The sequence below is a fragment of the Enterobacter hormaechei subsp. hoffmannii genome, assembly GCF_001729745.1.
GTDB classification, from domain to species: Bacteria; Pseudomonadota; Gammaproteobacteria; order Enterobacterales; family Enterobacteriaceae; genus Enterobacter; species Enterobacter intestinihominis.
In genome coordinates this window covers 644991-666769 of sequence record NZ_CP017186.1, presented here as the reverse complement: position 1 = coordinate 666769, position 21779 = coordinate 644991, and the positions used below count along the sequence as shown (strand labels likewise).

The 21779-nt window shown below is 55.7% G+C and carries 21 protein-coding genes and 1 other annotated feature; of the genes, 7 read left to right on the top strand and 14 right to left on the bottom strand.

Going from position 1 to position 21779, the window contains the following annotated elements:
* Positions 1-88 precede the first annotated feature (88 nt).
* Positions 89-1042: a transaldolase gene (gene tal / locus BFV65_RS03155; RefSeq protein WP_003856481.1), complete on the bottom strand. Its 954-nt coding sequence runs from the start codon at positions 1040-1042 to the stop codon at positions 89-91.
* A 262-nt stretch (positions 1043-1304) separates the two neighbouring features.
* On the opposite strand from tal, the gene BFV65_RS03150 reads away from it, so the two are divergent.
* Both BFV65_RS03150 and yaaA read left to right on the top strand, forming a co-directional pair.
* Positions 1305-2738: an alanine/glycine:cation symporter family protein gene (locus BFV65_RS03150; protein WP_023299289.1), complete on the top strand. Its 1434-nt coding sequence runs from the start codon at positions 1305-1307 to the stop codon at positions 2736-2738.
* Positions 2739-2804: 66 nt separating this feature from the next.
* Positions 2805-3578: a peroxide stress protein YaaA gene (gene yaaA / locus BFV65_RS03145; RefSeq protein ID WP_069596227.1), complete on the top strand. Its 774-nt coding sequence runs from the start codon at positions 2805-2807 to the stop codon at positions 3576-3578.
* Between the two features lie 31 nt (positions 3579-3609).
* Here the strand turns inward: yaaA and BFV65_RS03140 are convergent, their stop codons facing one another.
* The 7 genes from BFV65_RS03140 to yjjY form a co-directional block, all read right to left on the bottom strand.
* Positions 3610-3897, bottom strand: a complete 288-nt coding sequence (locus tag BFV65_RS03140) for a DUF2502 domain-containing protein (protein WP_022646999.1) — start codon at positions 3895-3897, stop codon at positions 3610-3612.
* Between the two features lie 248 nt (positions 3898-4145).
* Positions 4146-5432, bottom strand: a complete 1287-nt coding sequence (gene thrC, locus BFV65_RS03135; protein ID WP_003856490.1) for a threonine synthase — start codon at positions 5430-5432, stop codon at positions 4146-4148.
* Positions 5433-5435: 3 nt separating this feature from the next.
* On the bottom strand, positions 5436-6365 hold the full coding sequence (gene thrB / locus BFV65_RS03130; RefSeq protein WP_023299286.1) for a homoserine kinase: 930 nt from the start codon (positions 6363-6365) through the stop codon (positions 5436-5438).
* Position 6366: 1 nt separating this feature from the next.
* The gene (gene thrA / locus BFV65_RS03125) at positions 6367-8829 is read right to left on the bottom strand and encodes a bifunctional aspartate kinase/homoserine dehydrogenase I (protein ID WP_022646997.1); all 2463 of its coding nucleotides are present in this window, start codon (positions 8827-8829) and stop codon (positions 6367-6369) included.
* A 24-nt stretch (positions 8830-8853) separates the two neighbouring features.
* Positions 8854-8971: a sequence feature (Thr leader region), on the bottom strand.
* Positions 8910-8978 (bottom strand): thr operon leader peptide, encoded by a 69-nt coding sequence (gene thrL, locus BFV65_RS22265; protein ID WP_015572623.1) that lies wholly within the window; start codon positions 8976-8978, stop codon positions 8910-8912. Its footprint overlaps the feature before it by 62 nt.
* 211 nt (positions 8979-9189) lie before the next feature.
* Positions 9190-9876, bottom strand: a complete 687-nt coding sequence (locus BFV65_RS03120; protein WP_063148251.1) for a tRNA/rRNA methyltransferase — start codon at positions 9874-9876, stop codon at positions 9190-9192.
* 399 nt (positions 9877-10275) lie between these two features.
* On the bottom strand, positions 10276-10416 hold the full coding sequence (gene yjjY, locus BFV65_RS23045) for a YjjY family protein (RefSeq protein WP_001541509.1): 141 nt from the start codon (positions 10414-10416) through the stop codon (positions 10276-10278).
* A gap of 95 nt (positions 10417-10511) precedes the next feature.
* Here yjjY and arcA point away from each other — a divergent pair, with 95 nt between their 5' ends.
* Positions 10512-11228 carry a two-component system response regulator ArcA gene (gene arcA, locus BFV65_RS03115; RefSeq protein ID WP_003856501.1) on the top strand — a complete coding sequence of 239 codons (717 nt, stop codon included), beginning with the start codon at positions 10512-10514 and terminating at the stop codon, positions 11226-11228.
* 48 nt (positions 11229-11276) lie between these two features.
* Here arcA and creA read toward each other — a convergent pair whose 3' ends face one another.
* Complete coding sequence (gene creA / locus BFV65_RS03110; RefSeq protein ID WP_003856503.1) at positions 11277-11747, bottom strand: protein CreA; 471 nt, start codon at positions 11745-11747, stop codon at positions 11277-11279.
* Positions 11748-11961: 214 nt separating this feature from the next.
* Between creA and robA the strand changes: the two genes are divergently transcribed.
* Entirely contained in the window at positions 11962-12831 is an 870-nt protein-coding gene (robA, locus tag BFV65_RS03105) for an MDR efflux pump AcrAB transcriptional activator RobA (protein ID WP_003856504.1), read from the top strand.
* Here the strand turns inward: robA and gpmB are convergent.
* Positions 12828-13475 carry a 2,3-diphosphoglycerate-dependent phosphoglycerate mutase GpmB gene (gene gpmB / locus BFV65_RS03100; RefSeq protein ID WP_006810187.1) on the bottom strand — a complete coding sequence of 216 codons (648 nt, stop codon included), beginning with the start codon at positions 13473-13475 and terminating at the stop codon, positions 12828-12830. The two genes, robA and gpmB, sit on opposite strands and share 4 nt — an antisense overlap.
* 48 nt (positions 13476-13523) lie before the next feature.
* Between gpmB and yjjX the strand changes: the two genes are divergently transcribed.
* Positions 13524-14039 (top strand): inosine/xanthosine triphosphatase, encoded by a 516-nt coding sequence (gene yjjX / locus BFV65_RS03095; protein WP_022646994.1) that lies wholly within the window; start codon positions 13524-13526, stop codon positions 14037-14039.
* A gap of 27 nt (positions 14040-14066) precedes the next feature.
* Here yjjX and trpR read toward each other — a convergent pair whose 3' ends face one another.
* Entirely contained in the window at positions 14067-14396 is a 330-nt protein-coding gene (gene trpR, locus BFV65_RS03090; protein WP_003856511.1) for a trp operon repressor, read from the bottom strand.
* A 55-nt stretch (positions 14397-14451) separates the two neighbouring features.
* Complete coding sequence (sltY, locus tag BFV65_RS03085; protein ID WP_022646993.1) at positions 14452-16389, bottom strand: murein transglycosylase; 1938 nt, start codon at positions 16387-16389, stop codon at positions 14452-14454.
* A gap of 226 nt (positions 16390-16615) precedes the next feature.
* Here sltY and ettA point away from each other — a divergent pair, with 226 nt between their 5' ends.
* Complete coding sequence (gene ettA, locus BFV65_RS03080; RefSeq protein WP_014882470.1) at positions 16616-18283, top strand: energy-dependent translational throttle protein EttA; 1668 nt, start codon at positions 16616-16618, stop codon at positions 18281-18283.
* A gap of 128 nt (positions 18284-18411) precedes the next feature.
* Here the strand turns inward: ettA and BFV65_RS03075 are convergent, their stop codons facing one another.
* Entirely contained in the window at positions 18412-19311 is a 900-nt protein-coding gene (locus BFV65_RS03075) for a LysR family transcriptional regulator (protein WP_022646992.1), read from the bottom strand.
* 107 nt (positions 19312-19418) lie between these two features.
* Here BFV65_RS03075 and BFV65_RS03070 point away from each other — a divergent pair, with 107 nt between their 5' ends.
* A complete protein-coding gene (locus BFV65_RS03070) occupies positions 19419-20420 on the top strand; it encodes a zinc-binding alcohol dehydrogenase family protein (protein ID WP_069596226.1) in 1002 nt (333 codons plus the stop codon).
* Between the two features lie 111 nt (positions 20421-20531).
* On the opposite strand, the gene nadR is transcribed toward BFV65_RS03070, so the two are convergent.
* Positions 20532-21764, bottom strand: a complete 1233-nt coding sequence (nadR, locus tag BFV65_RS03065) for a multifunctional transcriptional regulator/nicotinamide-nucleotide adenylyltransferase/ribosylnicotinamide kinase NadR (RefSeq protein ID WP_003856522.1) — start codon at positions 21762-21764, stop codon at positions 20532-20534.
* Positions 21765-21779 lie beyond the last annotated feature (15 nt).

Here is a 21779-nt window from a genome sequence, read left to right as displayed (position 1 = left end):
TGATTAAAGGGAATGATACACGCAGAGAGAAAAATCAGACAGAGGCGGGGGAAAGAGGCGTGACCGGGAACCCGGTCACGCAGAATGATTACAGCAGGTCGCCGATCATTTTTTCCAGTTTTTCCTGGTCGATAGCAAACTTACGGATACCGTCCGCCAGTTTATCTACGGCCATTGGATCCTGGTTGTGCTGCCACAGGAACTCGGACTCGGTGATGCGCTCTGGGCGCGCTTTCACTTCACCGGTGTAGGACAGTTTACGCTCGATAGCTCCTTCGCTTTCTGCCAGCTCTTTCAGCAGCGCAGGGGCGATGGTCAGGCGGTCACAGCCAGCCAGCTCAATGATTTCACCGACGTTACGGAAGCTTGCGCCCATAACAACGGTCTCATAGCCGTGCTGTTTGTAGTATTCGTAGATTTCCGTCACGGAAATCACGCCTGGATCTTCAGACGCCGCATACTCTTTCTTGTCGGTGTTGGCTTTGTACCAGTCCAGAATACGGCCCACAAACGGAGAAATCAGGTATACGCCAGCTTCGGCACATGCACGCGCCTGTGCGAAGGAGAACAGCAGAGTCAGGTTACAGTTGATCCCTTCTTTTTCCAGCTGTTCAGCGGCGCGAATGCCCTGCCAGGTAGAGGCCAGTTTGATCAGGATACGGTCGTTGCTGATGCCCGCATCGTTGTACAGTTTGATCAGGCGTTTTGCTTTGGCAATAGACGCTTCGGTGTCGTAGGACAGGCGAGCATCAACTTCAGTAGAGATACGGCCAGGAACGAGCTTCAGGATTTCCAGACCGATGTTTACTGCCAGTTTGTCAGTCGCATCCACAACCTGCTGCGCGCGGTCATTGCTCTGTGCTTTTGCCCAGGTCACCGCCTCGTCGATCAGTTTGCGATACTCAGGGATCTGCGCGGCGTTAAGGATCAGAGAAGGGTTGGTTGTAGCATCCTGCGGCTGGTACAGCTTCATTGCCGCAATATCTCCGGTGTCAGCGACGACAGTGGTGAACTGACGAAGGGAGGTCAATTTATCCGTCATGATAGTGTTTCTCTTTTAACGTTCCCTGGATAATTCACACTACCGACAGCCTGCCAGCAGCGGAAAAATGACAGGTTTACTTGTTAGGGGGATGTAACCGGTCTGCCCTGATGATAACACGAGTGAGAGGCAGCGCAACCGCAGACAGTGCGCTTAGGCAGAGTATGATAAACTCAGAATATTAACAGGCTGCTAAGTAACAGCATGCACAATCAGTGGTAGCGCTTACATATTCACGTTGGCATCAACAAGAGGGACGTTAGTGCCTGATTTCTTTTTCTTTATTAACGAAGTTCTCTGGGGTTCAATCATGATATACCTGCTTTCAGGAGCAGGTATCTGGTTTACGTGGCGCAGCGGACTGATTCAGTTTCGCTATATTCGCAAATTTGGCAGAAGTCTGAAAAACAGCGTCACACCACAGCCGGGCGGCCTGACCTCATTTCAGGCGCTCTGTACCAGCCTGGCCGCGCGCGTCGGCAGCGGTAACCTGGCCGGTGTCGCGCTGGCAATCGGCGCGGGCGGTCCGGGCGCGGTATTCTGGATGTGGGTGACGGCGATTATCGGTATGGCCACCTCCTTTGCTGAATGCTCGCTTGCGCAGCTCTACAAAGAAAAAGACGGCAACGGTCAATTTCGCGGCGGCCCCGCCTGGTATATGGCTCGCGGACTGGGAATGCGCTGGATGGGCGTCCTGTTCTCAATCTTTTTACTGATGGCCTATGGTCTTATTTTCAATACCGTTCAGGCTAATTCCGTCGCCCACGCGCTGCGCTTTGCCTTCAATTGTCCGGAGTGGCTGACGGGCAGCGCGCTTGCCCTTCTCACCCTGCTGACCATTGTGACCGGGCTGAGAGGGGTAGCCCGCCTGATGCAGTGGCTGGTTCCGCTGATGGCGCTGCTGTGGGTGTCAACCAGCCTGTTGGTATGCGCGATACATATCGACGAAGTGCCGAACGTCATCGTCACCATTTTCCAAAGCGCGTTCGGCTGGCGCGAAGCGGCTTCCGGCGCGCTGGGTTACACCCTTAGCCAGGCGCTCACTGCGGGTTTTCAGCGAGGCATGTTCTCCAACGAGGCGGGAATGGGCTCCACGCCGAATGCCGCCGCAGCGGCCGCATCCTGGCCCCCGCATCCCGCCGCGCAGGGCATTGTACAGATGATTGGCGTCTTCACAGACACCATTGTTATCTGCTCCGCCAGTGCGATGATAATGTTGCTGTCCGGCGCCGTTGAACATCCATCCGGCAGTACAGCAGGCATTCACTGGGTACAACAGGCGCTGGTCTCCCTCGTCGGCGGTTGGGGCGCAGGCCTTGTCGCCCTTGTCGTGGGGCTTTTTGCCTTCAGTTCTATTGTGGTGAACTATATCTATGCCGAGAACAACCTTATTTTCCTGAAAGTTGACTCGCGTCTGGCCCGCAACATCCTTCGCGCGGGTGTGCTGGCCATGGTATTTGTCGGTTGCCTGCTCAGCATGCCGATGATCTGGCAACTGGCGGATGTCATTATGGCGCTGATGGCCATCACCAATTTGACGGCAATTTTGCTTCTTTCACCGGTTGTAGCGCTGATCGCGCGCGATTATCTGCGTCAGCGCAAGCTCGGCGTACAGCCCGTCTTTGACGCCTCACGCTATCCCGAAATCGAATCACAAATTGCTCCTGGCACCTGGGATGATTTGCCGCGGCAATAACAGCTATCGATCAATTCAGGGCGATTTTTTGTTAAAGTCGCTCTAAATTTCCTGCAAGGACTGGATATGCTGATTCTGATTTCACCTGCCAAAACGCTCGACTACCAGAGCCCGCTCGCCACTGAGCGTTATACCCAGCCGGAATTGCTGGACTACTCGCAACAGCTGATCCACGAGGCGCGTAAGCTTTCGGCTCCGCAAATCGCTTCGCTGATGAGCATCAGTGATAAACTCGCCGACCTGAACGCCACCCGTTTTCACGAGTGGCAGCCTGACTTCACGCCCGCTAACGCCCGCCAGGCGCTGTTGGCCTTCAAAGGTGACGTCTACACTGGCCTGCAAGCAGAAACGTTTAGCGAAGCCGATTTCGATTTTGCCCAGCAGCATCTGCGCATGTTATCCGGCCTGTACGGGGTGCTGCGCCCGCTGGATCTGATGCAGCCATATCGTCTGGAGATGGGTATCCGCCTGGAAAATGCCAAAGGCAAAGATCTGTACCAGTTCTGGGGCGATGTCATTACCAATAAGCTTAACGCGGCGCTGCAAGCCCAGGGGGACAACGTGGTGATCAACCTGGCCTCCGATGAGTACTTCAAATCGGTGAAGCCGAAAAAGCTGGATGCGGACATTATCAAGCCGGTGTTCCTCGACGAGAAAAACGGCAAATTTAAAGTGATCAGCTTCTACGCCAAAAAAGCGCGCGGTCTGATGAGCCGCTTCATCATTCAAAACCGCCTGACGAAGCCAGAGCAGCTCACTGGCTTTAACAGTGAAGGGTATTTCTTCGACGAGGCATCGTCAGGAAAAAACGAGCTGGTGTTTAAGCGTCACGAGCAATAAAAGACAACCCCGCCAGCTGGCGGGGTTTGTATTAATGGTGCTTCCGGTCCGGCCCCGGGCGATGATCGTCATGACGGTGATGATCGTGACGATCGCGATGTTCATCGTGCGGACGCCAGTGGTTATCGCGCCAGTCATAGTGCGCTTTCCACCAGTCATGGTCGCGCCAGCGGCCGCCATCCCAGTAGTGTCCGTTATTATCCCGATCGCCAATTTGCAGTTTTACCGCAGGGACGAGGGTGATCTCAGCTGCCTGCACCGCCATGGGAGCGACCAGCATCAGTGAAAGCGCGATAAGTGCAGGTTTCAGTGTAGACATAGGTGACTCCTTATTCTTCTTGCCCAACGTGGGCCGATGTAAGGAGAGTACGTGATGGGAACGGTGGATGTTATTCTCTGCAATCCTAAACCCTAAGTGACCGCATTTATTGGGAATTTCTGCTTTTTTCCTGCTGTTTTTCTCCTTATTTTCTCCATAAAAAAGCCGGGTGGCGGCTTCGCCTTACCCGGCCTACTTTCTGAAATGTTCCAGGCCCGGTAAGGCGTAGCCGCCACCGGGCAATAAACTCACGCTCGGGTCATCATCAGCTTACGCAGTGCGGCAAAGTCTGCGGGCAGCTCATGGGACAGCAACGGCAGGTCGGCGCGCTCGGCCAGCTCTTTTGGCAGCGGCAGCGTTTCACCCAGGATCGCTTCCACGCTCTCTTTGAACTTGGCCGGATGGGCGGTACCGAGGAACAGGCCATACTCACCCGGTTGAAGCTGATCGCGCAAGGCACGATAGGCAATCGCCGCGTGCGGCTCAGAGGTATAGCCCACCGCTTTCAGCTCGCGCATGGTGGCTTTCGTGGTTTCGTCCGTCACCGCTGCGTAGCCCAGGTCGCCCAGACGCCAGACCTTACGGCGGAACAGCTCTTCCACACGCGGCCAGTTGTTAGGCTGTGACACATCCATCGCATTGGAGAGCGTGGCCTGCGTCGCGTTCGGCGCCCATTTTCCGTCCTTCAGGAAACGCGGCACGGTGTCGTTGGCGTTGGTAGCGGCGATAAAGCGCTTCACCGGCAGGCCGAGTGATTTCGCCAGCAGGCCCGCCGTCAGATCGCCGAAGTTCCCGCTTGGCACAGAAACTACCAGCTGATTGCGCGCGTCCTGCGGCAGCTGGGCCACCGCTTCGAAGTAGTAGCAGATCTGCGCCAGCAGACGGCTGATGTTGATGGAGTTGGCAGAGTTCAGCCCCAGCGCCGCCTTCAGCTCTTCGTCATCAAAGGCCTGCTTCACCAGCGCCTGGCAGGCATCGAAATCGCCGTCGATCGCCACGGTTTCAATGTTGCCCCCAAGAGTGCAGAACAGTTTTTCCTGAAGCGGGCTGATTTTGCCTTTCGGATAGAGGATCACCACGCGGACGTTTTTCAGGCCGTAGAACGCATGAGCCACCGCCGCACCGGTATCACCTGAGGTCGCGGTCAGGATGGTCACCGGTTTGTCGCCGCTGATGTGGGTCAGCATCTGCGCCATGAAGCGACCGCCGAAATCTTTGAACGCCAGCGTCGGGCCGTGGAACAGCTCCAGACAGCCAACGTCAGGCTCCACCTGCTTCACCGGGGCCGGGAAAGCAAACGCCGCGCGCACGCGCTCTTCGAGCAGCTCCTGCGGGATTTCGTCACCAATAAACGCAGACAGAATTTTGGTGCTGCGGGTGACAAAGTCCTGCTTAAGCAGTTCATCGATTTCAGTCAGTTGAAATTCCGGCAGGTCGTGGGGGAAGAACAGCCCCTGATTTTTGCCCAAACCCTGCGTTACCGCCTGCGCAAAGCTGACCTGCTCGTTATGATCTTTAAGGTTGTAGAGTTTCATTCGTTATCCCAGTACTCGTGCGCCAGCCGTGTCCAGACGGCAAATATGAACAAAGCCTTCCTGATTTTGCAGGTAGTGTTTAGAGAGCCAGTCCGCCACGCGCTGCGCGGTGTCTGGCTTGTCGCATAAGGCGAACAGCGTTGGGCCGGAGCCGGAGATGCCGCACGCCTGTGCGCCGATATCCATGGATGCCTGTCGCGCTTCGTTAAAGCCCGGCAGCAGCTTCGTGCGATACGGCTCGGCAATAACGTCTTTCATCAGTTTCGCCGCCAGCTGCGGCTGTCGGGTATAGCAGGCATGAATAAAGCCCGCCAGATGACGCCCGTGGGCGATACAGTCCTGACGACGATACTGCGCCGGCAGGATCGCACGCGCTTCGGCGGTAGAAACCTTAATGCCCGGATAGGCAAGCACCCACAGCCACTCATCAAACCCTGGCACCTGCTGGCTGATGATGCCATTTTCTTCAATCATCAGCTGCATGCCGCCAAGGAAGCACGGCGCCACGTTATCATAATGAATGCTGCCGGAGATGCGCCCTTCCAGCTCGCCCATCAGCGCCAGCAAGCGGCTGTTGTTCAGCGGCTTGCCGCAGTGCTCATTCATCGCCACCAGCGCGGCGACCACCGAGCAGGCGCTGGAGCCGAGTCCCGAACCAATCGGCATGCTCTTTTCCAGCGTCATGGCGACCGGCACGTTTTTACCGATCTCCTGACAGAAGCGTTCCCAGCACTGATAAACGATATTCTCACGCGGTTCAGGCGGCAGCTTGCTGGCAAAACGGCCGACGTTATTCAGGCTGAAGCGCTCTGCCGCCTCAACCGTTACCGTATCGCCCAGCAGCGAACCATCCACTGGCGTGACCGCCGCGCCCAGCACGTCAAATCCGACGCTCATATTGGCGCTGGAAGCCGGGGCATATACTTTAACCATCTTAAACTCCTAACTTCCATGACAGGGTACGCAGCAGATCGGCAAACACGCCCGCCGCCGTCACATCATTCCCTGCGCCATAGCCGCGAAGTACCAGCGGCAGTGGCTGATAATAATGGCTGTAGAACGCCAGGGCGTTCTCGCCGTTTTTCACCTTGTACAGCGGATCGTTGCCATCCACTTCGGCAATCTTCACGCGGCAGACGCCGTCTTCTTCAATATTGCCAACATAGCGCAATACCTTACCTTCATCACGGGCTTTCGCAACGCGGGCGGCAAAGGCGTCGTCAAGCTGCGGCAACCTGGCCATAAAAGCGCTGACGTCGCCGCTGTCATCAAATTCTGCTGGCAGCACCGGCTCAATCACGATATCCGAAAGCTCCAGCTCGCGGCCGGTTTCGCGCACCAGGATCAGCAGCTTACGCGCCACATCCATACCGGAGAGGTCGTCGCGCGGATCCGGCTCGGTGTAGCCCAGCTCGCGCGCGGCGCGGGTGGCTTCCGACAGGCTCATCCCTTCGTCCAGCTTGCCGAAGATAAACGACAGGGAGCCGGAGAGGATGCCGGAGAAACGCTGTAGTTCGTCGCCCGCGTTCAGCAGGTTTTGCAGGTTCTCGATGACCGGCAGGCCCGCGCCCACGTTGGTGTCATACAGAAACTTGCGGCGCGACTTGCTCGCCGCCAGACGCAGCTGGTGATAGTAATCCATCGACGAGGTGTTGGCCTTTTTGTTCGGCGTCACCACATGGAAACCTTCGCGCAGGAAATCCGCGTACTGATCGGCCACAGCCTGGCTGGAGGTACAGTCGACGATCACCGGGTTAAGCAGGTGATACTCTTTCACCAGACGGATCAGACGACCCAGGTTGAACGGCTCTTTCGCCTCTTCCAGTTCCGCCTGCCAGTTTTCCAGGTTCAGACCGTGGACGTTAGTCAGCAACGCTTTCGAGTTCGCAATTCCGCAGACGCGCAAATCGATATGTTTCTTCTTAAGCCACTCCTGCTGGCGCTTTACCTGCTCCAGCAGCGCGCCGCCGACGCCGCCGACGCCCACCAGGAACAGCTCAATCACCTGGTCGGTGTTGAACAGCATCTGATGCACCACGCGCACGCCGGTAGTGGCGTCATCGTTATCCACGACAACGGAAATTGAACGCTCTGATGAGCCCTGGGCAATCGCCACGATATTGATATTGGCCCGCGCCAGGGCGGCAAAGAATTTGGCGGAGATTCCGCGCAGGGTGCGCATGCCGTCGCCTACCACGGAGATCACGGCCAGACGCTCCTGAATAGAGAGCGGCTCCAGCAGCTCTTCTTTCAGCTCCAGGTAGAACTCTTCTTCCAGCGCGCGACGGGCGCGCAGGCAATCGCCCTGCGGGACGCAGAAGCTGATGCTGTATTCGGAAGAAGACTGCGTGATCAGCACCACGGAGATCCCGTTACGGGACATGGCCGCAAATACGCGTGCCGCCATGCCAACCATACCTTTCATACCCGGGCCAGAGACGCTGAACATCGCCATGTTATTAAGGTTCGAAATGCCTTTTACCGGCAGGTCATCTTCATCAGCGCTGGCGCCAATCAGCGTACCCGGCGCCTGCGGATTACCGGTATTTTTAATCAGGCAAGGGATCTGGAACTGGGCAATCGGGGAGATGGTACGTGGGTGAAGCACTTTGGCGCCGAAGTAGGAAAGCTCCATCGCTTCCTGGTACGACATCGACTTCAACAGCCTGGCGTCCGGCACCTGGCGCGGGTCACAGGTATATACACCATCAACGTCAGTCCAGATCTCACAACAGTCTGCACGTAAACAGGCCGCCAGCACGGCAGCGGAGTAGTCAGAGCCGTTACGCCCCAGCACCACCAGTTCGCCCTTCTCGTTACCGGCGGTGAAGCCTGCCATCAGGATCATGTGGTCAGACGGGATTTTGCTCGCCGCAATGCGGCGTGTCGACTCGGCAATGTCGACGGTGGATTCAAGGTAGTGTCCCACAGCCAGCAGTTTTTCAACCGGATCGATGACCGTCACGTGATGACCGCGCGCTTCCAGCACGCCTGCCATGATGGCGATAGAGAGTTTTTCACCCCGGCAAATTAGCGCCGCGTTGATGCTGTCCGGACATTGACCCAGCAGGCTGATACCGTGAAGAACGTGTTTAATCTGGGCAAATTCGAGTTCAACGGTGGTTTTCAGCTGCGCCAGCGGGAAGCCAGGCTGGGCGTCTGCCAGCCCCTGAAGCAGTTCAGCGAAGATACGCTCGGCGTCGCTGATGTTCGGAAGTGCATCCTGGCCACCGATGGTTTTTTCAATCATCGCCACCAGGTGGTTCGTGATTTTTGCCGGGGCAGAGAGCACGGTAGCAACCTGCCCCTGCCTGGCGTTACTTTCCAGGATATCGGCAACACGCAGAAAACGCTCTGCATTTGCCACTGATGTACCGCCGAACTTCAACACTCGCATGGTTCTACCTCATTTCCTTTAGCCGAAAAAAAAGCCCGCACTATTCAGGTGCGGGCTTTTTTCTGTTTTTCCTGTACGCGTCAGCCCGCATCGTTACCTGTGGTAATGATGATGGTTGTAGTAATGGTGGTGATGCTGATGCGTTTCATGGATGTTGTGTACTCTGTCATTATTATCTGTCTGTGCTCTATTCTTTTAGGGTTAAAGGATCGAACACCTTAAGTCAATGAATTTTTAATTTGATCACAATTCGGGACATTCTCACGTCCCGCTGCGTGCAGATTTATTTTCATCGGAATACCCCAGATGCAACCCCAGACATCAGCAGGATCGGCCATAATAAAAACCTATGACACTATTTTACTCGGCTAATTTTTTTTCAATATCATGAAGCAATCGGTGCAGCATTGCCGTGTCGCGCTGTTCAAGACGCCCCAGGCGCTGCTGTAACCAGTCCACCATTTTTTGATCGTCAGCGACGCCCAGTTGCTCGAGAAGCTTATCTGCACGAATACGCAGCGCCGCCAGCTGGTTTTCATCCGTTACTGACGCTGGCGGCTGAGAAATTTGTATTAAGGATGCTAATTGATAGCAGTACACCATCACCGCCTGCCCCAGATTGAGTGACGGATAATCCGCCACCATCGGCGCGCCCGTCAGCACGTCAGCCAGTTCCAGTTCTTCGTTAGTCAGCCCGGAATCTTCTCGCCCAAACACCAGCGCGGCTTTCTCCAGCCACTGGCTTTTCTCTTCCAGCATTGGCACCAGTTCAGCAGGCGTGGCGTAATAATGAAACTTCGCCCGGCTGCGCGCGGTCGTCGCGACGGTAAACGACATATCGTGCAGCGCCTCAGCGAGCGTAGCGTAAGTGGTTATATTATCGAGAATATCACCCGAACCGTGCGCCACCCATCGCGCAGCAGGCTCCAGATGCGCCGTGCTGTCTACGATACGCAAATCGGTAAAACCCATGGTCTTCATGGCACGCGCCGCAGCGCCAATATTTTCAGCTCTTGCTGGTGCCACCAGCACAATCGACAGATGCATTTATGCTCTCTTTTTAATCAGTTAGCAGGTAAAAATGTGATTCACTTCAACATATTACGCAGCACGAATTTACAATTTTGCAACACAAATCACCGAAATAGCGTTTCATAACAATTAAAAAAAGCTAAACTATTTTGTGGCTGAACAATCAGTTAGAATGTTAACAGAAGTCCATTATCCTTATGTTTTGTAATGATAATGACCTTATGAATACTCTTTTCCGATTGGATTCGTACCGTTTATCAATCAATGTCCGCAACTAGTTGGTTTATTGAAAAATTGTGACAAAGGCTAGCATTCAGCTACGATGATTTCATCAAACTGTTAACGTGCTACAATTGAACTTGATATATGTCAACGAAGCGTAGTTTTATTGGGTGTCCGGTGTCACTTAGCCTGTTATGTTGCTGTTAAAATGGTTAGGATGACAGCCGTTTTTGACACTGTCGGGTCCAAAGGGAAAGTACCCACGACCAAGCTAATGATGTTGTTGACGTTGATGGAAAGTGCATCAAGAACGCAATTACGTACTTTAGTCACGTTAAGCCGATCATGTTAATTTGCGACATGCATCAGGCAGGTCAGGGACTTTTGTACTTCCTGTTTCGATTTAGTTGGCAATTTAGGTAGCAAACATGCAGACCCCGCACATTCTTATCGTTGAAGACGAGTTGGTAACACGCAACACGTTAAAGAGCATTTTCGAAGCAGAAGGCTACGATGTCTTTGAAGCGACCGATGGCGCAGAGATGCATCAGATCCTTTCTGAAAATGATATCAACCTGGTGATTATGGATATCAATCTGCCGGGCAAAAACGGGCTTCTTCTGGCGCGCGAACTGCGTGAACAGGCGAACGTCGCGTTGATGTTCCTGACAGGCCGTGACAACGAGGTTGATAAAATTCTTGGTCTGGAAATCGGCGCGGATGACTACATCACCAAGCCGTTCAACCCTCGCGAGTTAACCATTCGTGCACGCAACCTGCTGTCCCGCACCATGAATCTGGGTACGGTCAGTGAAGAGCGTCGTAGCGTCGACAGCTACAAATTCAACGGCTGGGAACTTGATATCAATAGCCGTTCGCTGATTAGCCCGAACGGTGAGCAGTACAAACTGCCGCGCAGTGAATTCCGCGCGATGCTGCACTTCTGCGAAAACCCGGGCAAGATCCAGTCCCGTGCAGAACTGCTGAAGAAAATGACCGGTCGTGAGTTGAAGCCACACGATCGTACCGTTGACGTAACCATCCGTCGTATTCGTAAACATTTCGAATCTACGCCTGATACGCCGGAAATCATCGCCACGATCCATGGTGAAGGCTATCGTTTCTGCGGTGACCTCCAGGAGTAATCCTCCCGTCACGCAGTAAAAAACGGCGCTTTTGCGCCGTTTTTTTTATCAATGCCACGGCATAATCGGCACCGCGCTAATCGCGTTTTTCGGTGAGCCTTCCACGACTTTGTCGGAATAAGCCAGATAAGCCAGTGTGTTGCGCTTCGCGTCATAAAAACGGACCACCTGTAGCTTTTTGAACACCAGCGAGGTCCGTTTCTGGAATACAACGTCGCCCTGCGCTTTGCCGTTTTTAATTTTGTCACTCAATTCCACCGGACCAACCTGCTGGCAGGAGATGGCCGCGTCAGACGTGTCTTCAGCCAGCCCCAGGCCGCCTTTAATCCCGCCGGTCTTCGCCCGGCTGACATAGCAGGTGACGTTTTTAACGTCCGGATCGTCAAAGGCCTCCACCACAATTTTGTGGTCCGGCCCAAACATTTTAAACACGGTGTCCACGGAGCCAATTTGCTCCGCCTGTGCCACGCGCCCTGCCATCAGCGCCAGTGCTGCAAAGACTAAAACCTTGTATTTCATATTGTTACCATTCATAAAAATTACGCTGAGCGATTATTCAACAGGTTAGATAAAAATGTAGCAAGATCACAGGATTAGAATATATCCGCACTTAAATCACCACAAAAAGCATTTATGCGCAAAAAAAACACTGAATGCTAAAACGTCAAAAAATGCTATTATCCGCTAACCTGTAAACAGGCACCTGCGGCAGTTTTAAGGATGAGGATAGTATATGGATCAGGCTGGAATTATTCGCGACCTGCTCACCTGGCTGGAAGGTCATCTCGACCAGCCTTTGTCACTGGATAATGTGGCGGCAAAAGCAGGCTATTCCAAGTGGCATCTGCAAAGGATGTTCAAGGATGTCACCGGTCATGCTATCGGTGCCTATATTCGCGCACGTCGTTTATCAAAGTCTGCTGTCGCGTTGCGCCTGACCGCGCGACCAATCCTGGATATTGCCCTGCAATATCGCTTCGATTCACAGCAAACCTTCACTCGCGCCTTTAAAAAACAGTTCTCGTTAACGCCAGCGCTTTATCGCCGCTCGCCGGACTGGAGCTCCTTTGGTATGCGTCCGCCGCTGCGTCTGGGCGAGTTTGCGATGCCAAAATATGAAATCATCACCCTGCCGGAAACGCACCTGGTCGGCACCACGCAGAGCTACTCCTGTTCCCTGGAGCAGATCTCCGAGTTCCGCCATCAGATGCGCGTTCAGTTCTGGCGCGAATTTTTAAGCCATGCTCCGGCGATCCCGCCGATTCTGTATGGCCTGAACGAAACGCATCCCAGCCAGGAAAAAGACGACGAGCAGGAGGTGTTCTATACCACGGCGCTGACGCCTGACATGGCGAACGGTTACATTCATGGCTCGAAGCCTGTCGTGCTGGAAGGCGGCGAGTATGTGATGTTCTCATACGAAGGGTTAGGAACGGGCGTTCAGGAGTTCATCCTGACCGTTTACGGGACCTGCATGCCGATGCTGAATCTGAATCGCCGTAAAGGTCAGGACATTGAGCGCTACTATCCGGCGCAAGATGCAAAACCGGAAGAAGGCCCTATCAATCTGCGTATGGAATTCCTGATTCCGGTACGTCGTTAACGCTGCAACTCATCCAGTGCAGGGGCATCAAGATGCGAAATGTCCCCTGCCATCTCAACCACCCACCCCGATGCCAGCCAGGCACTTTCCTGATAGTCGATACGGGAAATGGAACAGTTGCGCAGACGCAAACGGCGTTCGGCGTAAGCTGGCAGCCCCAGAATGGTACTCACCAGGCAACCCAGCGCGATACCGTGGCTCACCAGCAGCGGTCGGCTACCTGCCGGGAGTTTCAGGCACTCGGCCAGCGCGGCATGCATGCGCACGCTCAGCTCCTGCATGGATTCCCCCTCAGGGATGCGACCATCTTCAGTGCCGTTCACCAGCGTGCGACGCCAGCCTTCTTCGGTTTCCGTCAGCGTATCGATAGGGCGTTTTTCCAGCACGCCCATATCCAGCTCGCGCAGGCGCGGTTCAAGGGTCACGTCGCAGCCACAGGCATCGGCGATGATGCGTGCCGTCTGCTGCGTGCGGCCTAAATCACTGGAGATGACGTGAGTGATACCCAGCGTTCTGGCGCGCTCCGCCACCTGCCACGCTTGCTGCACACCTTTGTCGGTGAGAGGACTGTCTGACTGGCCTTGAATACGTCGCTCGGCGTTCCACTGCGTTTCACCGTGGCGAACAAGGTATACCTGTAACATGCTTTTTTTCCGTTATACTGCGATGAATTTTTTAAATCGAGCTTAATTATGCACCATGTTGTCTCTGCTACCACCAATCCTGCCAAAATTCAGGCAATTCTAAGGGCATTTGAAGAGATCTTCGGCGAAGGATCCTGCCATATTGACGCCGTCGGCGTCGAGAGCGGTGTGCCGGAACAGCCGTTTGGCAGCGAGGAAACACGCGCTGGCGCACGAAATCGCGTGGCGAATGCAAAAGCCGCCGCACCAGATGCTGACTTCTGGGTCGCGATTGAAGCAGGTATCGACGAAGGGGCGACCTTCAGCTGGGTTGTCATCGAAAGCCGCGAGCAGCGCGGCGAAGCGCGTTCAGCCACGCTGCCGCTGCCGGAGGTCATACTGGAGAAAGTCCGCGCGGGTGAGGCGCTGGGGCCGGTAATGTCGCACTACACCGGCATTGATGAGATTGGTCGTAAAGAGGGGGCGATTGGCGTCTTTACCGCGGGCAAGCTCACCCGTTCGAGCGTTTACCACCAGGCCGTTATTCTGGCGTTAAGTCCGTTCCATAACGCGATTTATCGTTAAGTTTGTAGGCCGGATTAGGCGAAGCCGTCATCCGGCGTTTTTAAGCAATACCGCTTCCAGCCACTGACGCAGTTCAACCGGCGCCGACTTCAGGCTGTTTGAACCCCGGGTAATCGTCGCGATGCCCGCGCCCAGCTCGTTTTTCAGTTCACGCTGGCTCATTTCGCCACGCAGCAGTTCCTCAATAATGCGTACCCGTGTACCCAGCGCTTCACGCTCGTCTGGCGTCAGCATCAGCTGTAGCAAGGGTAAATGCAGATCTTTGTCGTAAGACTGGCGGAGCAACTCCACAAAACGAAGCCACTCCTGATGACGCTGTTCGGCCATGGCCGAGGAATACGGGGAATGCTGGGTCATGTTATGCTGCCTCTTGTACTCATTAACGAGTACAGCATAACACAACCCGCGCCGATCAGTAACGTCTCTGCCACTCGGCATCGCTCATCAGGGCATCTTTCTCCCCCATGAAGTGCCGATAGTAGGCGTCATACGCCAGCACGTTCTTCACATATCCGCGCGTTTCCGAGAACGGAATGCTCTCGACGAACGCCACGGCGTCGAGTCGCCCTGCGCTGTTGCCAAGCCATGTCCGCACGCGGCCTGGCCCGGCGTTGTACGCGGCTGACGCGAAGATGCGGTTATTACCGAACTGCTGATAGACGTACTGCAAGTAGCTGGTACCGATGTTGATGTTGGTCTCCGGATCCAGCAGCTGGGACGGGCTGCTGTAGCCTGGGATATTAAACATCTTCACCGTGTGCGTCGCGGTGCCCGGCATAATTTGCATCAGGCCGCTGGCCCCCACCGGCGAACGCACTTTCGGGTTCCAGGCGCTTTCCTGACGGGCAATGGCCATCGCGTAGCTTTGCGGAATATCTTTGCCGCTGGTGTAGCGATCGAACAGATCCTTATAAGCCAGCGGGAAACGCTCTTCGAGATGATCCCACAGCTTGCCGGCGATCGTCGCCTGCACGCTCAGATCCCACCAGCGATTATCAAACGCATAGCGGGCGAGCTGCGCCTTCTCGTCGGTGGTACGGCTGGTGACCAGGTTGGCCCATTCGCTGCGCGCGGTATTATCCAGATTCCAGTACATCAGCTCGCGCACGCGCGCCATTTCCGGACCCTGCGTCAGCGCCGGGTTCGCGTTGGCTGGCGCTTTGTCGATCTTCAGGGTGTACTCCTCGCCCAAACGCTGCGCCGCCGCCATCGGGTAGAAGCCGCGCTGCTGCATCAGGGAGTGGAGGATCGCTTTGGCTTCGTCTTCACGACCACGCTCCAGCAACAGGTCCGCCTGCCAGTAACGCCATTCATCTTTCTCTTTAGCATCCATCGGCAGGCGCGCCAGCCAGGTATTGAGGCCACGACGATCGCCCGTTCCCAGCGCCATGCGCACGCGACGCTCCACCAGCGAGACAGAGTTTGAACGCATTACCGCGTCGTCACGCCAGCGCGCCTGTTCGTCGGTGACATCTGTTCCCATCAGTCGCCATGCCACAATATCGCGCAGTTCCTGGGTTTGATCGTCATTAAGCTGCTGGGCCTGCACCAGCTGCGGGATCATCAGCCGGGCGTTTTCCACATCCTCACGCGCCACGCTGGCAAAGGCCACCGCCGCCATCTGGCGGGTAAAATCGGTCGCGCCGGTGGTACGCGCAAACGTCAGCACGGTATTGGGATCGTTTGCCAGACTGATAACGGCAGAGGCAATGGTCTGATAATCCGCGGGCATCTGGCCCGCCAGCACGGTAACCAGCCGGGTGTTTCCGGCCTTCATCGCCAGGCGAATACGTTCCAGGTAAGAGAGCGGATCCTGCTTGCCCGAGGCGCGCCAGGCGCTGAACAGCGGGTCACAGGCGTTTGGCTGGCTTTTGCCCGTCAACCACAGCTCTTTCGCGCCGGTCCAGGCTTCCTCCTGCTGACCGGTCGCCCATTTCGCATAATAGTAATTACACTGCGCTTCCGTCGCGCCCGGCTTATCCGGGCTGAAAGCCAGCAGGCCGCGCCAGTCTTCGCGACGGGCCAGCTCGTTCACAAACCGGGACTTCAGGGTACGCGCAGGCGGCAGTGTCGGGTTCGCCTGAATGAAGTTATTTACGGTGACGGTCGGTTGATTCATGAGATCATCAGTGATCTGACGATACTCCAGATACGGATACAGCGGATAATCCTTCAGCGTCGGCATCAGCGCCTGCACGGTATCCATCTGCTTGTTGTCCCATGCCTGCTTAATCTGGGCATAGCGGTTACGTTGTTCATCCAGTGAATCGGCATGCACCGCCTGGCTTACCGCCATTACGCATACGCTGGCAGCCAGCAGACGCCAGACCACCCGTTTGGCTTTTTCCACAAGCTCTTCCTCATTGTTTTTCGTCAGTTGCAGCGTCTTGCCACGTGAAAGTTACCTCAACTTATGCTAACCAGGCATCCCACAACGCGCCACGTCATGGACACTTTTTTACCTTTCTTGCGCGTTTTAACACTCCCGACGTTCCTGGCTGGGATTAGGGCGTGAAAAAGGCTACACTTCGAGGCTGAAATTCATTCTCATCACGATAAAAGAGGCGAAGTCCAACGTGGCTCAATTCGTTTATACCATGCATCGTGTCGGCAAAGTTGTCCCGCCGAAACGTCATATTCTTAAAAATATCTCGCTGAGCTTTTTCCCGGGCGCAAAAATCGGTGTTCTGGGTCTCAACGGTGCCGGTAAGTCCACCCTGCTGCGCATCATGGCCGGCATCGATACAGACATCGAAGGTGAAGCCCGTCCGCAGCCTGGCATCAAGATCGGCTACCTGCCGCAGGAACCTCAGCTGAACCCGGAACACACCGTGCGTGAATCCGTTGAAGAAGCGGTATCCGAAGTGGTTAACGCCCTGAAAGGTCTGGATGAAGTGTATGCCAAATACGCCGAGCCGGATGCGGACTTCGACAAACTGGCCGCTCAGCAAGGCAAATTTGAAGAGATTATCCAGGCGCACGACGGTCACAACCTGAACGTGCAGCTGGAGCGCGCGGCAGATGCCCTGCGTCTGCCGGACTGGGATGCGAAAATCGCGAATCTCTCCGGTGGTGAACGCCGCCGCGTGGCGCTGTGCCGCCTGCTGCTGGAAAAACCAGACATGCTGCTGCTCGACGAACCGACCAACCACCTGGATGCGGAATCCGTGGCGTGGCTGGAACGCTTCCTGCACGACTTCGAAGGCACCGTGGTGGCAATTACCCACGACCGCTACTTCCTCGACAACGTGGCGGGCTGGATCCTGGAGCTGGACCGCGGCGAAGGTATTCCGTGGGAAGGTAACTACTCCTCCTGGCTGGAACAGAAAGATCAGCGTCTGGCGCAGGAAGCGTCTCAGGAAGCGGCGCGCCGTAAATCTATTGAGAAAGAGCTGGAGTGGGTGCGTCAGGGCGCGAAAGGCCGTCAGTCCAAGGGCAAAGCCCGTCTGGCACGCTTCGAAGAGCTGAACAACACCGAATACCAGAAGCGTAACGAAACCAACGAACTGTTTATCCCGCCTGGAGCACGTCTGGGGGATAAAGTGGTTGAAGTGACCAACCTGCGTAAGTCATACGGCGACCGCCTGCTGATCGACGATCTGACCTTCTCCGTACCGAAAGGCGCTATCGTCGGCATCATCGGTCCGAACGGCGCGGGTAAATCCACCCTGTTCCGCATGATGTCCGGTCAGGAACAGCCTGACAGCGGCTCTATCACCCTGGGTGAGACCGTGAAGCTGGCCTCCGTTGACCAGTTCCGTGACGCGATGGACAACAGCAAAACCGTGTGGGAAGAAGTCTCCGGCGGTCTGGATATCATGCGTATCGGCAACACCGAGATGCCAAGCCGCGCCTATGTTGGCCGCTTTAACTTCAAGGGCACCGACCAGGGCAAACGCGTGGGCGAGCTGTCTGGCGGTGAGCGTGGTCGTCTGCACCTGGCGAAGCTGCTTCAGGTTGGCGGCAACGTTCTGCTGCTCGACGAACCTACCAACGACCTGGACATCGAAACCCTGCGCGCGCTGGAAAACGCCCTGCTGGAATTCCCGGGCTGCGCCATGGTTATCTCGCACGACCGCTGGTTCCTTGACCGTATCGCGACCCACATTCTGGACTACCAGGACGAAGGTAAAGTGGAGTTCTTCGAAGGTAACTTCACCGAATACGAAGAGTACAAGAAACGCACGCTGGGCGCAGACGCGCTGGAGCCGAAGCGTATTAAGTACAAGCGTATTGCGAAATAAAAGCAAAACGGCAACTTCGGTTGCCGTTTTTTATGTTTGTTCCCTCTCCGCGTGGGAGAGGGCCTGGGTGAGGGCATCAGGCCGCACAGTGTGTAGGCCGGGTAAGGCGAAGCCGCCACCCGGCTTTTTTATTTGCCCACGTAATACCGCTTCACCTCATCAAACTGCATCGCAAAGTCGATATAGCTCATCAGCGCAGGCGAATTGAGCTTACGGCTCGGATAGGCCAGCCAGAGATCGTTCCCCTCAACGCGCCACTCCGGTAGCACCTTTACCAGCGCGCCCTTTTCGATTTTATCTTCCAGCAGGAATGCGGGTAACAGCGTGATCCCCGCCCCGGCAATGGCGCATTCTCGGGCGTACACCAGGTTATCCGTCATGTGGGCGTTATCCGGCAGGTAGCGGTAATCCTCACTCTCGCTTCGCAGAAGCCACTCCGACCATGCCCGGTGCGTAATGCAGCGGTGATCCACCAGCTGTCGGGGATGGATTAACGGCGCCCGACGTGCCAGATAGTCAGGCGAGGCCAGCATGTAGCGCGGACAGTGCCCAATCATGCGACCAATCAGGGAAGAATCCTGCGGTTTGCCGGTGCGCAGCGCCACGTCAAAACCCGACTCGACCAGATCTACCACATCGTCTGAAATTGATACATCCAGCGACACGTCAGGGTAGCGAAGCTGGAACTCGGCATTCATATGCGCCAGCAGCGTCGCGCCAATCCCTGCCGGACAGGTGATCCTCAGCCGTCCGCTGGGGTTTTCTCGCAGCCGCTGAATGGCATACTCCGCGCGCTCGCTGGCCGCCAGCATCTCGCGGCAGTGCACCAGATAGTGCTCGCCCGCAAACGTCAGGCTTATTCTGCGCGTCGTGCGGTTAAGCAGGCGGATCCCCACCTGCTGCTCCAGCTGGCTAATGCGCTGGCTGACGCTGGATTTCGGCAGTTCAGCCTTCTGCGCCGCCGCAGTAAAGCTGCCCATCTCAGCCACCAGCGCAAACAGCGCCATATCTTGTAGCTGTTTAAACATGATTGTTCACCCTGTACGAACGCTGAGTTCTTGATTGTCCATCTTATCATGCAACTGACCACTTAATAGACTAGCCTCAACACAACGCATTCATTGAGGAGAACATCATGTCTGTTAAAGCCATTGCCGTTAACCCAGAAAATCCCTCCACCTTCGTTGAAATTACCCCGCCGATGCCGCAGCCCGGCGAGTACGATCTGCTGGTGGAGGTGAAAGCCGTCTCCGTAAACCCGGTGGATACCAAAGTACATGCAGGCATTGCCAAAAGCGGACTGAAGGAGCCGCGCATTCTCGGGTGGGATGCCAGCGGGATCGTCAAAGCCGTCGGGGCTGGCGTCACCGGATTCAAACCGGGTGACGAAGTATGGTACGCGGGGGATATCACCCGACCGGGCAGCAATACCACGCACCAGCTTATCGATGCGCGCATTGTCGGGCACAAGCCTGCAAACCTTGGCTGGGCCTCTGCGGCAGCACTGCCGCTGACGGCGCTCACCGCGTGGGAAGGCCTGTTTGAACGGCTGAAGATTCAGGATGCCGACGCAGATAAAACGCTGCTGATAATTGGCGGCGCGGGTGGAGTCGGATCGCTGGCGATCCCGTTTGCGAAGCACAACAGCAAGGTGAAGATCGTCGCAACCGCCTCACGAGAAGATTCCGCCCGATGGTGTCGCGATCGCGGGGCTGACGTTGTCGTAGATTACCGCGACCTGAAGGGTGAACTGGCGAAACAGGGGCTCACCTTTGTGGATTACATTTTTATCCTCAACGACACCGACGGGCACTGGGATGCGGTCAGCGATCTGATTGCCCCTCAGGGACACATTTGTTCCATCGTTGAAAATGCGCATCCGCTAAACCAGGACAAGCTGAAGTCCAAATCTGCCGCCCTGCACTGGGAATTTATGTACACCCGCAGCATGTACCAGACCGCGGATATGGCGCGCCAGGGCGAGATTTTAAATGAGGTGGCGAAGCTGGTGAATAACGGCGTGGTGGAAAGCTCGCTCAGCGAAACGCTGCACGGGCTGAGCGTGGAAAGCATTACCGAAGCGCACCGCATGGTGCTGGAGGGGCATATGCGTGGGAAAGTGGTGGTTGAGTATTGAGTGGTTTGTTCCCCCTCACCCTGCCCTCTCCCCACGGGGGAGAGGGTAAAGACAGCTCCGTGCGATCCCCTCTCCCCTTTGGGGAGAGGGTTAGGGTGAGGGGTAAATCTTTTACCCCTGCTCACCCATCATCTCTTTCACCAGCTCGACGCAGCGCAGGAAACGGGTGTCGTAATCCGACTCTTCCACATGTACAAACTCAACGTTGTTCTCGTTAAGCATCTCCACCAGCATGGTCTGGAACTCCCGCCTGTCCACCGAGCTGCCCAGGCTGCGCATGCCGTCGGCAACCCATGGGGTGTTGTTTTCCAGCAGGATCACCAGATCAAAGCGGTATTCATCAATCAGCGCCTGCACAAACGGGTGCTCGCGCCCCTCGTACTTTTTGCAGAACGCCTGCGTGGTGACGAAATCGGTATCAATAAAGGCAACTTTATTGGCGTATTTCACTGCGAAATCAATGTACTGGGCATGACCAAGCGCGATTTTATCGTAGTCGGAATACTGTAATGCCATCTCGTCACCACCGAGGTGTGAGAAGACGTAATCGCGGCCATACTCCCACGCACTGGTGGTATTGAAGATATTCGCCAGCTTATTCACCAGCGTCGATTTCCCGCTCGACTCGCCGCCGAGGATCGCCACCGTACGCACGAAGAACGGCTTCACCTCGGTCGGAATGTAGTCCCAGTAGCGGAACGGGTTCTCGCGGATCTGCGCCCCGCTGATGTTCATAAAGGTGCGTTTAGGATCGATCAGCACGGTTTCGATGCCCAGATGCTCGCGGAACTGCGGCGCGTCGGACTCTTCAGAGGTGTAGATCCAGTTAGGCGCAATGCCCTTCTCTTCCATAAACGCTTTGATGCCGTTACTCCACACGTCCCAGCCGTGCGGGTACGGCTCCATGCCCTCTTCGTTAAAGGCATGAATACGAATATTTTTCTGATACTTAAAGGTCTGAAGCAGCCAGCGCAGGCGGTCCGGCACGGTGGGCTGCTGCGACATGGCGCTGTCTTCAAACAGCTGGCGATCGCGGGTTTCATCATAACCCATGATGATATGCAGCTCGTCGACCTGGCTACAGGCGCGCTGGATCAGATAGATGTGGCCGGTATGCAGCGGGTAGAACTTACCGAACACCACGCCAATGTTCTTTTGCATCCGCGGAAATTCAAGCCCCAGAAAACGGTGCAGCGCTTCCAGCTTCTGCGCGCTGGGGCTTTTGATTTTGGCGTTCAGCAGTTGGCTCAGGTAGCCCTTGGTCATGCCGCTGGCGTCCGCTACCTGCTGTAATGTGCAACCCTTCTGGCGGATAGCGGTCTTGATGTAGTCAAATGATGACATAAATTACGGTGCCTC